This window comes from Streptococcus vestibularis ATCC 49124 (assembly GCF_000188295.1).
GTDB lineage: Bacteria > Bacillota > Bacilli > Lactobacillales > Streptococcaceae > Streptococcus > Streptococcus vestibularis.
On record NZ_GL831112.1, the window covers coordinates 996,945 to 1,009,525 of the forward strand.

General features: G+C 38.7%; 6 protein-coding genes and 1 pseudogene. 2 read left to right on the forward strand and 5 right to left on the reverse strand.

Going from position 1 to position 12,581, the window contains the following annotated elements; all coding sequences use genetic code 11:
- Positions 1 to 70 precede the first annotated feature (70 nt).
- Positions 71 to 610, forward strand: coding sequence for a TetR/AcrR family transcriptional regulator (locus HMPREF9425_RS04905; protein WP_003097214.1), 540 nt, complete (start codon positions 71 to 73; stop codon positions 608 to 610).
- 38 nt (positions 611 to 648) lie between these two features.
- Positions 649 to 979, forward strand: a pseudogene (locus HMPREF9425_RS10600) (glucuronide permease).
- A gap of 63 nt (positions 980 to 1,042) precedes the next feature.
- Here HMPREF9425_RS10600 and HMPREF9425_RS04910 read toward each other — a convergent pair.
- From HMPREF9425_RS04910 to HMPREF9425_RS04930, 5 genes are all read right to left on the reverse strand, one after another.
- On the reverse strand, positions 1,043 to 1,915 hold the full coding sequence (locus tag HMPREF9425_RS04910; protein WP_003092413.1) for an SDR family NAD(P)-dependent oxidoreductase: 873 nt from the start codon (positions 1,913 to 1,915) through the stop codon (positions 1,043 to 1,045).
- A gap of 1 nt (position 1,916) precedes the next feature.
- Complete coding sequence (locus HMPREF9425_RS04915; protein ID WP_037621480.1) at positions 1,917 to 2,753, reverse strand: alpha/beta fold hydrolase; 837 nt, start codon at positions 2,751 to 2,753, stop codon at positions 1,917 to 1,919.
- Between the two features lie 13 nt (positions 2,754 to 2,766).
- Positions 2,767 to 3,771 (reverse strand): NADP-dependent oxidoreductase, encoded by a 1,005-nt coding sequence (locus HMPREF9425_RS04920; protein WP_003097216.1) that lies wholly within the window; start codon positions 3,769 to 3,771, stop codon positions 2,767 to 2,769.
- A 76-nt stretch (positions 3,772 to 3,847) separates the two neighbouring features.
- Complete coding sequence (locus HMPREF9425_RS04925) at positions 3,848 to 4,279, reverse strand: Rrf2 family transcriptional regulator (protein WP_003097218.1); 432 nt, start codon at positions 4,277 to 4,279, stop codon at positions 3,848 to 3,850.
- A 488-nt stretch (positions 4,280 to 4,767) separates the two neighbouring features.
- Positions 4,768 to 12,306, reverse strand: a complete 7,539-nt coding sequence (locus HMPREF9425_RS04930; protein ID WP_003097219.1) for a MucBP domain-containing protein — start codon at positions 12,304 to 12,306, stop codon at positions 4,768 to 4,770.
- Positions 12,307 to 12,581 lie beyond the last annotated feature (275 nt).

A 12,581-nucleotide genomic window follows, 5' to 3' on the forward strand; every position in this document is an offset into this window, starting at 1 on the left:
TATCAACAGAAAGGATAGGGGCAAACCGTTCGCTGTGTATGTTACTGAACAGTTTGTTCATAGTGTCCATATGACTGCACAAGATCGTCGCATTACAAAGACTCGAAAAGCTATCTATAATGCTTTTTTACAATTACTCAACCTTAAAGACTACGAGACTATCACGGTTCAGGAAATCATTGATTTAGCCGACGTCGGGCGCTCGACCTTTTATAGTCATTACGAAAGTAAGGAATTATTGCTGGATGAACTCTGCCAAAAGCTCTTTCACCACCTCTTTGAGCGCAATAATCAACTCTCTACTCATGACTACCTGGCCCATATCTTTCAGCATTTCAAGAAAAATCAGGACCATGTGACCAGTCTCTTGCTCTCTAAAAACGATTATTTTATCCGGCAACTGCGCAAAGAGCTAGAACATGATGTCTACCCGATGGTCGCTGATGAACTGATTCACTCACACCCCAACATTCCTCACTCCTATCTCAAGCACCTGGTCGTCAGCCACTTCATTGAAACTCTCAGCTGGTGGCTAAAAAAAGGAAAATCCTATAGCGAACAGGAAGTGGTCCAATTTTATTTGGAGATTTTAAACGTCGCTTCTAACTAAGGTGCGACTTTACATCATGTATCATAAAAAGGAAAACTATGCTTCTCCCCATTCTTCTCAGCTTTTTCACAGCTTTCTTGGCCCTTGCTTTTGCACTTCTTCATTTATTAGTCAGCGTTTCCGAATTAAAAAGGGCAAGAAGACCCTTGGAATTTACCTACTTTTTCTAGGAAGTAGCCTTGCGACCTTCTCTCTCATTCTCTACTTCTTTTTGCCGATTGTCACACTATCTCTTTGGATGATTGGCTGTGGGTTGATTTGCTACGGAGCCTATTGGAATGGCAAGCACAAAAAAACTTCAATCCAGCCCGCCATGTCATTCGGATTGGAATCGCTCTGATTCTTACCATTTTATTAGCCCTCATCTAAGAAAAACTCAAGTTTTATCAATGAAAACTTGAGTTTTTTGGTAGTTACGAAATAAATAAGGAATTAAACATCCTGCTTTTCTTTAAACATTTTGACATTATTTTGGCAGTAATCCATTAATTTCCGTGCTTTTTCAAATGTATATCCTTTTTCAGATACAGACTTGACTTTCTTTTCATCAAAGTAGTAGCCAGTCAAGCCCCTGACTTCCTCTGATAAGGTGAGATAATAGCCTGTTTCGATTCCCTGATCTAAATCTTTTGACAGAGACTTCATCAGGCGTCCAAAGAGAGACTTTTTCGTCTTTTCATCACTGGAATCATTCCCTAAGTTAGTTGAAATCAAGCCGGGATGATAGGCATTGATGGTGATGTTTGAAGCTTTTAAAAAGAATTTCCTTGCCAAATAACGTGTCATCCAGATGGTGTAGAGCTTGGAATTATTATAGGCCAATCCTGGATTGTATTCTTTCTCAAATTGAAAGTCCAAATCCTTGACCTTGGCAAAATGATGCATATAGGAAGAAGTATTAATGACACGGCCGTCAGCTGCTTTTTCTAACAAGGGACTTAGCTCAGTTGTTAAAATATAGGGAACCAGAACGGATAACATAAATGTCAACTCGACATTTTCAGCACTCGCTTTTCGGTCTTTTCCTGCATACAGGCCTGCATTGTTAAACAAGACATCGATACGTTGAAAGTCTCGCTTGATTTCCTCCACAAATCGATAAACATCGTCTAATTTTGAAAAATCTGCAAGGTAGCTAGAAACTCTATCTCTCAAGGAGACTGAACGAACCTCTTGAAGCGCCAACTCCAGTTTTTGAGGATTTCGACCATGAAGGATGACCTGATGCCCTTCACTGGCCAGTTTCTTTGCCAAATGTTTACCAATACCGTCAGTAGCACCTGTAATCAGAATTGTTTTGACCATCTTAGTCTCCCAAGAAAGCAATGAGTTCTTTTGAAAACTCCTCTGCATATTGGAAGATCGAACCGTGGCCAGCATTTGGATAGATGATGAGTTTACTTTCTTTTATTTTCTCATGCATATCATAAGAATTTTCTGTTGGAATCTGCATATCATTATCCCCGTTGACGATTAAGGTTGGTTGAGTGATAAATTTTAGGTCGTCTTGAGGATCTTTCCCCCAACGTTTAATAGCTTTGAGTTGAGTCAAGAAACCAGGCACACTCATGTCTTTGTCCGCAAATTCCTTTGTTCTCATACCCATTCGTCCTAGGACTTTCAAAGCTTCGATTTTCCCTTGTTCATCATGATTATAGAAGATATAGCGTTTAGGATCGATGCGCTCAAGTCCCGCTTTAAACATATAGTTAAAGGTTTTCCCTGTTACCTTATCGATCTCTTTTCCACCTCGAGGTCCTGTTCCAGCCAAAATCAAACGACTCACTAGAGTAGGATTTATTCGGATGATTTCTTGAGCAATCATACCTCCCATAGAAAGACCGAGGAGGTTGATTTTATCGTAACCAAGCGCTTTTACAAAGTCAATTGTCTGCTCAGCCATTCCAGGTATAGTCGGAGCCACTTTTCCTTGACTGGCTCCAACACCAGGAAGATCGACTACAATGACATGGTGCTTTTCAGCAATTAAGTCTAATAGTTTTGGATCCCAGTTATCGAGAGTTGCTGCCAAATGGACCAGCATCAGAAGAGGTAGTTTTGATTCGCCTTTGCTGAGTTCGCGATAAGCAATTTGATTTCCTTGAACAGCGATGTATTGAGTTTTACTTGTAAGATATGACATTGTGTTTTCCTTTTTATTTCTTAAAGCTGAGGACTGTTTTTCCACGTGAGCGCCCATTAGCGACCTTGTCTAAGGCGCTATTTACTTCTTCAAATGGATAGACTGTATCGATAGATGGTTTGATTTCTAATTTGCTAAAGAGGTCGGCTACCTTTTGTAATTGAGCGCCATTGCTTTCTACAAAGATAAAATGGTAGTGAACGCCGTATTTGTCAGCCATCTTATCAAATTTACGACCAGCTAGTCCAAGTAGGATCTGTTTCCATTTTGGCAGGTTCATCCGTTTGGCAAAGTCACCATTTGGCATAGCACGAAGGGACACAAGCTGACCACCTTTTTTCATGATAGACATTTGTTTTTCAGTCTCAGCGCCCCCAAGGGTATCGAGGACATAATCAACCTGGCTAATAGTTTTTGTATAATCCTCTGTTTTGTAATCGATAAAGCGATCTGCTCCTAGGTTCAATACACGCTCAGCACTATCTCCAGCCCCATTAGTGATGACTGTCAAACCTTTAGCCTTGGCAATTGGAATGGCCATACCCCCGACACCACCTGTACCACCAGAGATAAAGATGGTTTTGCCAGCTTGAGCTCCCATGAGGTCTAGGGCTTGCATGATAGTCAAGGCAGTAAGCGGAACAGCAGCAGCTTCTTCGTCAGATAGATAATCTGGAACTTTGGCTAGAGCCTGACTGTCTACGGCTACATACTCGGCAAAGGCACCAATATGGTCAAGTGGGAGACGTCCAAAAACTCGGTCACCGACTTTGAGGTTTTTGACTTGTGTGCCGGTCTCTTCAATGATACCGACCACTTCATTTCCTGCAGTTTGTGGGAGTTTGTAAGGAACAATCATCTTGACCTCTCCTCGGGAAATCATGTTATCCAGAGGATTGACACCAGCTGCGGTGACTTTGACCAAGACTTGTTTGTCTGTAATACTTTGTTTAGCGACTTCTGTGATATTCAGTGTGATATTCTTTTTGTTATAAGTAGTATGTTGTGCGGCTTTCATTGTCTTCTCTTTTCTATTTTTGTTGTATCTGATAAAGATACATGTATGGTCGTTTTAAAACTGATCTGCATGCAAATCAGTTTCGTTTTTGTTTGGCTTCTTTATAAAGATTGTCAATGACATCTTCTAAGGTTTGGTGAGCTAGTTCCTTCTCAAGTTGAGCTTCAGCACTAGCAAATAGTGGCGAAACGGCAGCTTGGATATGTTTTCCCACTGGGCAATCCAGATTGCTATTTTGATGGACGGGAAATAAGCTGATGTGGCTGACTTCTTGTGTGGCAAAATAAATGTTAAGTAAGGTGATGTCCTTTGGCGATTTACTAGGTTGGTAGCCCGTTTTTCCTTGCTGAGACTGGATCAGTCCAGCATTTTTCAATAAGGCAACCACCTTACGAATATAACTAGCGTTGGTCCCAACGCTCTCAGCCAGTGCTTGTGAACTTAAGGTTTCCTTACTCTCACTAATCATGGTTAGGATGTGCAAGGCTACTGAAAATTTCGTATCCATAAAAACCCCTTTATATGTCTTGTATCTGATACAAGAACAGGTATAACACAAATAAAAAGAAAAGCAAGACTTTTGCTTCACTTTTTTAAAAATGATCAGGTCACGTGACTTGTTGTCAAACTCTAAAATGGGAATCGTGTGTTGCTAAATCATAGATCACCTCTTGTAAATTTGTACTATTGTACCAAAAACTGACGAAGTATCAAAGAGTTGTCTTTAGTAATTCAGAAGACTTCTCTTCCATGTATATAATAAATCGTTGTACTGCTGGAGAAGTTGGCCTCTACCTTCCATTTCTATTTCATAATACTATTTTTACTTTTTATTCATTATACAAGTAAGACTGAAGAAAATGCAATTAAAATCCTTAAAAAGTCTTTGTAAACTGCAATAAAATGGCCATAAAATCAGATTTCTTTATAGAACAACAGAAAAAGGAGCGGATATGATATCCTACTCCTTATTCTTATCAGAAAATCTAATTAGAATTAGTCTTCTTTTTTCTTACGAGCAACAAGTCCAAATCCACTCAAGACACCTAAAAGTCCAAGTGCTGCTAGACTAGCATTGTCTTCAGTACCAGTGTTTGGAAGTTCAGCTTGTCCTTTAGCTTCTGATGAAGCTGCTGCAGCTTGTGGTGCTTCACCATTTACTGGTGCTGATGGCATCGTTGTCGTTGCTGGAGCAGCTGGATTAGCCGGTGTTGCTGGATTAGCTGGGGCATTTGGATCCATTGGTTTTTCTGGGTTTGCAGGAGTTCCTGGTGTTCCTGGATTTTGACCTGGCATTCCTGGGTTTGTTCCCGGTGTTCCTGGATTTTGACCTGGCATTCCTGGGTTTGTTCCCGATGTTCCTGGTGTTCCTGGGTTTATTCCTGGTGTTGCAGAACCTTTAGGTTTGAATACGTGTAGAAGATTTCCTGTTGCTGGATCAACTTTTGTTCCTACTAATTCGTACCCTGGTACTTCTCCAGCTGGGTTACTTCCTTCAGCTAATGGTTTTAATGGTTTACCATTTATATCTACCCATACCGTTACTGGGTTCTTAGTTGCTGGTTTGAAGATGTGAAGTACTTTTCCAGTTTCTGGATCTTTCACTGTTCCAACTAGTTCATAGTTTGGCACTTTTCCTGCTGGTTGTGAACCATCTTCTTTCGTACGGATAACGTTACCATCTACATCTACCCACTCAGTTACGTTGTTGACAACAGGTGCAGGAGTAAATACGTGGATGACATCACCAGTTTCTGGATTTGTAACTGTTCTTACGAGTTTGTACTTAGGCACAGTTCCAGCTTCTTCAGTTCCTGGTACAGTTGGTTTCAATGGGTTACCATTTACGTCTACCCATACTGTAGAAGGTTGGTCAGATGTTGTTGGTTTGAAGATGTGTGTTACTTTTCCTGTTTCTGGGTTTGTAACTGTTCCTACTAGTTTGTAGCTTGGTACTTTACCTGGATCTTTAACTCCTTCTTCTTTAGGTTTTAAGACATTACCTTCTGTGTCAACCCACTCAGTTACCTTGTTGACAACTGGTGTAGGAGTGAACACGTGGATTACATTTCCAGTTGTTGGATCTACAGTTGTACCTACTAGTTTGTAGTTTGGTACTTTACCTGCTTCTTCAGTTCCTGGTGCAGATGGTTTCAATGGTTTACCATTGACATCCACCCAGACTGTAGTTTTTGCCTCATTTGTTACTGGTTTGAAGATGTGTGTTACTTTTCCTGTTTCTGGGTTTGTAACTGTTCCTACTAGTTCGTAGTTAGGAGTTGATCCTGCTGGGTATGTTCCTGGTGTTACAGGCTTGATTGGGTTTCCTTTTTCGTCTACCCACTCAGTTGTTTTACCTTCTTCGATAGATTTCTTAACTTTTTCAGCTTCTTTTCTAGCTTCTTCCTTAGCTTTTTCTTTTTGCTCTGGTGTTAAGTTTGGATCTTTATCAATGTTCTTGATTTTTTCTTCCAAGTCTTTATCGACAGCTTCTTTAGCTTTAGCTTTTTCTTCTGGAGAAGGTGGAGTTGGCTGATCCTTATCATTTTCTGACGGAGTTGATGGTTTGTCTGGAGTTGGAGTATCTTTCTCAACTTCTTTCTTACCATTCTCTTTGGCTTTTTCTACTTCTTCTTTAGAAGGTGCTTTATCGATGGCTTTCTTAGCTTCTTCAGCATCTTTCTTAGCTTCTTCTTTAGCTTTTTCTTTTTGCTCTGGAGTCAAGTTTGGATTTTCATCAATCTTCTTCACTTTATCTTCTAGAGCTTTATCAATCGCTTCTCTCGCTTTTGCTTTATCTTCTGGAGAAGGTGTAGTTGGCTGATCTTTATCATCTTCTGACGGAGTTGATGGTTTGTCTGGAGTTGGAGTATCTTTCTCAACTTCTTTCTTACCATTCTCCTTGGCTTTTTCTACTTCTTCTTTAGAAGGTGCTTTGTCGATGGCTTTCTTAGCTTCTTCAGCATCTTTCTTAGCTTCTTCTTTAGCTTTTTCTTTTTGATCTGGAGTTAAGTTTGGATTTTCATCAATTTTCTTAACTTTATTTTCTAGAGCTTTATCGATTTCTTCTTTAGCTTTCGGTTTATCTTCTGGAGTAACAGGAGATTTTTCTACATCTTCTTTAGCTTTTGTAGTAGATTTTTCTACATCTTCAGGAGTTTTCGCTTCTTCCAATGCTTTCTTAGCTTGTTCAGCTGTTTTCTTAGCTTCTTCAATCGCTTTTTCTTTCTCTTCGTTTGTTAACTCAGGATTTTCTTTGATCTTACTTTCTTTTTCAGACAAAGCTTTATCGATTTCTTTAGAAGCTTCTTCTTTGACATCTTTATAAACGTATGTTACTTCTGTTGTTCCTTCTGTTACTTTACCGTTTTCATCACCTTTAGTTGATGTTGGTACTAATACGTATAGTTTTCCATCTTTTGTAGTGATTGTAGCTGGTTTGTTGTCAGTTGTGTCATATGCTGAGCTTACAGATCCGTCTGTAGTATCTTTAACGTCTTCTGCGATTGTGTTACCCGCTTCGTCAGTGTAGTGAACTACTACGTTTCCTTTAACTTCTTTGTACACATATGTTACTTCTGTAGTTTTACCTGCTTCAACGTCTCCAGTTTCGTTACCTTTAGTTGATGCTGGTACTAATTCATATACTTTTCCTTCTGGAGTTGTGATACGAGTTGGTTTCATGTCGTTATCAGAAGTATCGTACTTAGCTCCTGGTTGACCATCTTTTGTATCAACGGCATCTGCTTGAAGAGTGTTTCCAGCTTCATCTACGTAATGAACAAGAACGTTTCCTGCTTTTTCGTATACATAAGTGATTTCTGTAGTTCCTTCTACAACAGCACCGTTTTCTGGTTTAGAATCATCTTTAAGTTCTTTAGCTGTTAAGTAGTAAACTACTCCATCTTTTTCAAGTTTAGCTGGTTTGTTGTCAGTTGTATCATATTTCTCACTTAGTGATCCATTTTCAACATCTTTCGTATCTTCAGCTAATGTGTTTCCTTCTGTGTCAACATAGTGAACTACTACATTACCAGTGATTTCTTTGTACACGTAAGTTACTTCTGTAGTTTCTCCAGCTTTAACTTTACCTGTTTCATCACCTTTAGTTGATTGAGGGATTAATTCGTATACTTTTCCTTCTGGAGTAGTGATACGGTTTGGTTTCATGTCGTTATCAGCAGTGTTGTAGTCTGAGTTTGGTTTACCGTCTTTTGTATCAACAGCATCCACTTGGATAGTGTTACCTTTTTCGTCAGTGTAGTGAACGACTACTTGTCCCGCTTTTTCGTAAACGTAAGTTACTTCAGTTTTACCTTCTACTACGTCTCCGTTTTCTGGTTTAGAATCGTCTTTGACAGCTTTTTCTGTTAAGTAGTAAACAGTTCCGTCTTTTTCGATTTTCTCTGGTTTGTTGTCAGTTGTATCGTATTTAGCGTTTAGAGAAGCACCTTTAGTATCTTCTTTATCGTCAGCGATTACGTTACCTTCTGTGTCAACATAGTGAACGACTACATCACCAGTTACTTCTTTATAAACGTATGTTACTTCTTTAGTTTCTCCAGCAACAACTTTACCAGTTTCATCACCTTTAGTTGCTGTTGGTACTAATTCGTATACTTTTCCTTCTGCAGTTGTAATACGAGTTGGTTTCATTCCGTTATCAGAAGTATCGTAGTCTGATCCTGGTTTTCCATCTACAGTGTCTTTTGCACCTGAAGCTACGTTAGCACCCGCTGCGTCTACACCTACTAATGGAGTTCCATCTTCTGTTTGGTAGTTAACGACTACTTGTCCTGCTTTTTCGTAAACATAAGTTACTGTAGTTGTACCTTCAACGACATCACCAGTAGCTGGTTTAGAACCGTCTTTCAATTCTTTAGCTGTTAAGTAATATTTAACACCGTCTTTAGTGATTTCAGCTTTTTTGTGGTCTGCTGTGTCGTATTTAACGTTTAGAGAAGCATCTGTTTCGTCTTTTTCGTCTTCAGCAAGTGTGTTACCTTCAGTATCTTCATACTTAACAACAACATTACCTTTAACTTCTTTATAAACGTAGGTTACTTCTTTAGTTTGACCTGATTCTACAGTACCAGTTTCATCACCTTTAGTTGATGCTGGTACTAGTTCGTATACTTTTCCTTCTGCAGTTGTGATACGAGTTGGTTTCATTCCGTTGTCTGCAGTATTGTATTCAGAACCTGGTTTTCCATTGTCAGTGTCTTTAGCACCTGAAGCAATATCTTTACCATCTGCAGTTCCTACTAATGGAGTTCCGTCTTCTGTTTGGTAGTTAACGATTACTGATCCAGCTTTTTCATAAACGTAAGTTACATCAGTTTTACCTTCTACTACGTTTCCAGTTTCTGGTTTAGAACCAGCTTTAAGACCAGCTTTTGTAATGTAATATACAGTTCCGTCTTCTGCAGTGATTTTTTCTGGTTTATTATCAACAGCAGTATCATATTTTTCGCTTAGAGATGCACCTTTAAGGTCATCTTTGTCAGATGCGATTGTGTTACCTTCTGTGTCAACATAGTGAACTACTACGTCACCAGTAACTTCTTTATAAACGTATGTTACTTCTTTAGTTTCTCCAGCTACTACTGTACCTGTTTCGGCACCTTTAGTTGCTGTTGGTACTAGTTCGTATACTTTTCCTTCTGCAGTTGTGATACGGTTTGGTTTCATTCCGTTATCAGAAGTGTCATATGCTGATCCTGGTCTTCCGTCTACAGTGTCTTTTGCACCTGAAGCTACATTCGCACCTGCTGCATCAACACCTACTATTGGAGTTCCATCTTCTGTTTGATAGTTAACTACTACTTGTCCTGCTTTTTCGTAAACATAAGTTACTGTAGTTGTTCCTTCAACAACATCGCCTGTTGCTGGTTTAGAATCATCTTTAAGCTCTTTAGCTGTTAGGTAGTATTTAACTCCATCTTTAGTGATTTCAGCTTTTTTGTGGTCTGCTGTATCGTATTTAACGTTTAGAGAAGCATCTGTTTCGTCTTTTTCGTCTTCAGCGATTACGTTACCTTCAGTATCTTCATACTTAACGACTACGTTACCTTTTACTTCTTTATAAACGTATGTTACTTCTTTAGTTTGACCTGATTCTACCGTACCTGTTTCATCACCTTTAGTTGATGCTGGTACTAGTTCGTATACTTTTCCTTCTGCAGTTGTGATACGAGTTGGTTTCATTCCGTTGTCTGCAGTGTTGTAGTCACTTCCTGCTCTTCCATCTGTTGTATCATTATTAGTTTCAGGAACATTATTTCCTTCTGGATCTGTTCCAGATATTGGGTTACCTTCTTGATCTGTATAATGAACTACTACTGATCCAGCTTTTTCGTAAACGTAAGTTACTGTAGTTGTTCCTTCTACTACGTCTCCAGTAGCTGATTTAGAACCATCTTTAAGTTCTTTAGCTGTTAAGTAGTATTTAACACCATCTTTAGTGATAGATTCTTTTTTGTGGTCAGCTGTATCGTATTTAACATTTAGAGAAGCATCTGTTTCATCTTGTTCATCATCAGCAAGTGAGTTACCTTCAGTATCTTCATACTTAACAACTACATTACCTTTTACTTCTTTATAAACGTATGTTACTTCTTTAGTTTCTCCAGCAACAACTTCACCTGTTTCTTCACCTTCAGTTGATTCTGGAACTAATTGGTAAACTTTTCCTTCTGCAGTTTTAATACGTTCTGGTTTCATTCCGTTATCCGCAGTGTTGTACGCTGTACCTGGTTTACCGTTATCAGTGTCTTTTGCACCTGATTCTACAGTTTTACTTTCATCACCAACTACTGTACCTGTAAGTGGAGTTCCATCTTCAGTTTTGTAGTTAACGATTACTGATCCAGCTTTTTCATAGATGTAAGTTACTTTTGTAACACCTTCTACTACTGTACCTTCTTCAGCTGGAGCGTCTTTTTCTACATCATTTACAGCTGTTTTTGTAGCGTCTGCTTTAAGGTAGTAAACATTTCCTTGTGCATCTGTAAGTTTTTCTGGTTTTTCAGTTTCGTTTTCTTTAGTGTTATAAACTACGTTTTTAGAAGCTTTAGTACTACTTACAACTACATCTTGTCCATTAGCATCAACATAATATTTCTCAGTTACTACTTCAGCTACTGTTTCAGGAGTATCAGTGTAAGGAGCTTTTAATTCTGTTCCGTCTTCTGTTTGGTAGTTAACGACTACAGAACCTTTTTTCTCGATTTCACGAGTTTTTTCTTCTGCATAAGTGTAAGTGATTGTTGTAGTACCACTTGCTAAACGATATGCACGAAGTGGAGTGATTTCGTCGCGGTAAGAATACTCTTCAATCTCTGGAGTAAAAGTGCCAAGATTAAGATTAATATCATCACCAAATTTACTTGTACTATTTTCATAAACGTCATTAAAATTAGCTGTTACATCCGTTGTAGGTCTACCTTTATCATCAACTTGGTCTCCAGTATCAGCCTTTATCGCATTTTTCTCCCCACCTTTTGCAGCTATTCCGACAGAGATATATCGTTTGAAATTAAGGGTGTTATCTTCCAACCCTTTTTCTTGAAGATAAGCAAGATAGTTTTTTACAAAAGTTCTGTTTGCTTCTCCTGTTGCAGTATCTGGAGCTGCTTTAAATTTTTGAACCATTGCATATGTTCTATCTATACTAGCACCACTACCTTCTTCATCATCTGCAACATTATCCTTAGGTGATAATGGTATCACCCCTGTAATTTCAGGACTTGCATTACTCACAGTTACATACGTATTTTTCTCAAGGACGAAAACGTAGTCTCCTTCTTTGATGCCACCATCAGCAGTTACGTTCGCTGAAGTGAAGTTTTTGGCTGTTGCTTCACCAGACTTGAAAGCTTCTACCATCTTAGCATCAGAACTGATAGTTCCTGAATCAGCTTGTACATATTTACCATATGTTCCTTTTCCTGTTTGTTCAACGATCCAAGCTTTTCCACCAGGTTTTACAGTATCATAAGTGATTTTACCTTCTGCATTGTTTAATCCTTCTGGAGTCAATTTCGCAGTTACATCCCCTAGAGTTGTGTCAGAGTATACTCCTCCACCATCTCCAGTAGTTTCAACTTTAGGTTCTCCAATTAGGTGGTAAGTTTTCCCGTCTTTTTCGATAGTTTCTTTCTTACCAGTTTCTTTAGCGTTGTCTAGGTCACTAGCTTCTGCATCGCCACCTGTAGTTCCTTTGAAAACTTCTCCTGATTTACCGTATACATCGTATGGTGTTTCGATAGTCTTATCAGCACCAGAATCTTGGTTTTTGTTTTCTTCTAATACAGTATTTCCTTCAGCAGTTACATACTTGTAATCTACTTTTCCAGTTTTAGTGATTGTATTTGTTCCATTTTCAGTTGGATCAGTTGAAGCAGTTGTTCCTTCGACCTCATTTGTGATATTCGCTGTATCTACAGTAATCGAACCCTTATCATTAGAAATCGTTGTTGTGTTGTCACCATTATCTTTTACCTCTGCTGCTGCAGTCTGGCTTTGTCCTGCCATTGCAAGAGCTGCACCGACAAGCAGAGCGACTGTACCGATTTTGACTGAGTCTGAACGACCGTCTTTAAACTTACGAATGGAAAATTTTTCTTTTCTATTTATAAAAATCCTTAATATCCTTTACTATTATTTTTGTATGATTTTCAAAATTCGCCATATTGGCATAACAACGTGGTTAATAAACTCGAAACGCCTACACTTCTATTTTAATATTTTAAAGCCATTTATACAATAAAATTAACTACTTTTTAATGGTTTAAACTATAGTTTTCACT

Excerpts from the sequence above, each read along its gene's own strand:
- HMPREF9425_RS04905 (WP_003097214.1), top strand. The coding sequence starts at position 71 with ATGACTGCACAAGATCGTCGCATTACAAAGACTCGAAAAGCTATCTAT.
- HMPREF9425_RS04910 (WP_003092413.1), bottom strand. The coding sequence starts at position 1,915 with ATGGTCAAAACAATTCTGATTACAGGTGCTACTGACGGTATTGGTAAA.
- HMPREF9425_RS04915 (WP_037621480.1), bottom strand. The coding sequence starts at position 2,753 with ATGTCATATCTTACAAGTAAAACTCAATACATCGCTGTTCAAGGAAAT.
- HMPREF9425_RS04920 (WP_003097216.1), bottom strand. The coding sequence starts at position 3,771 with ATGAAAGCCGCACAACATACTACTTATAACAAAAAGAATATCACACTG.
- HMPREF9425_RS04925 (WP_003097218.1), bottom strand. The coding sequence starts at position 4,279 with ATGGATACGAAATTTTCAGTAGCCTTGCACATCCTAACCATGATTAGT.
- HMPREF9425_RS04930 (WP_003097219.1), bottom strand. The coding sequence starts at position 12,306 with ATGGCAGGACAAAGCCAGACTGCAGCAGCAGAGGTAAAAGATAATGGT.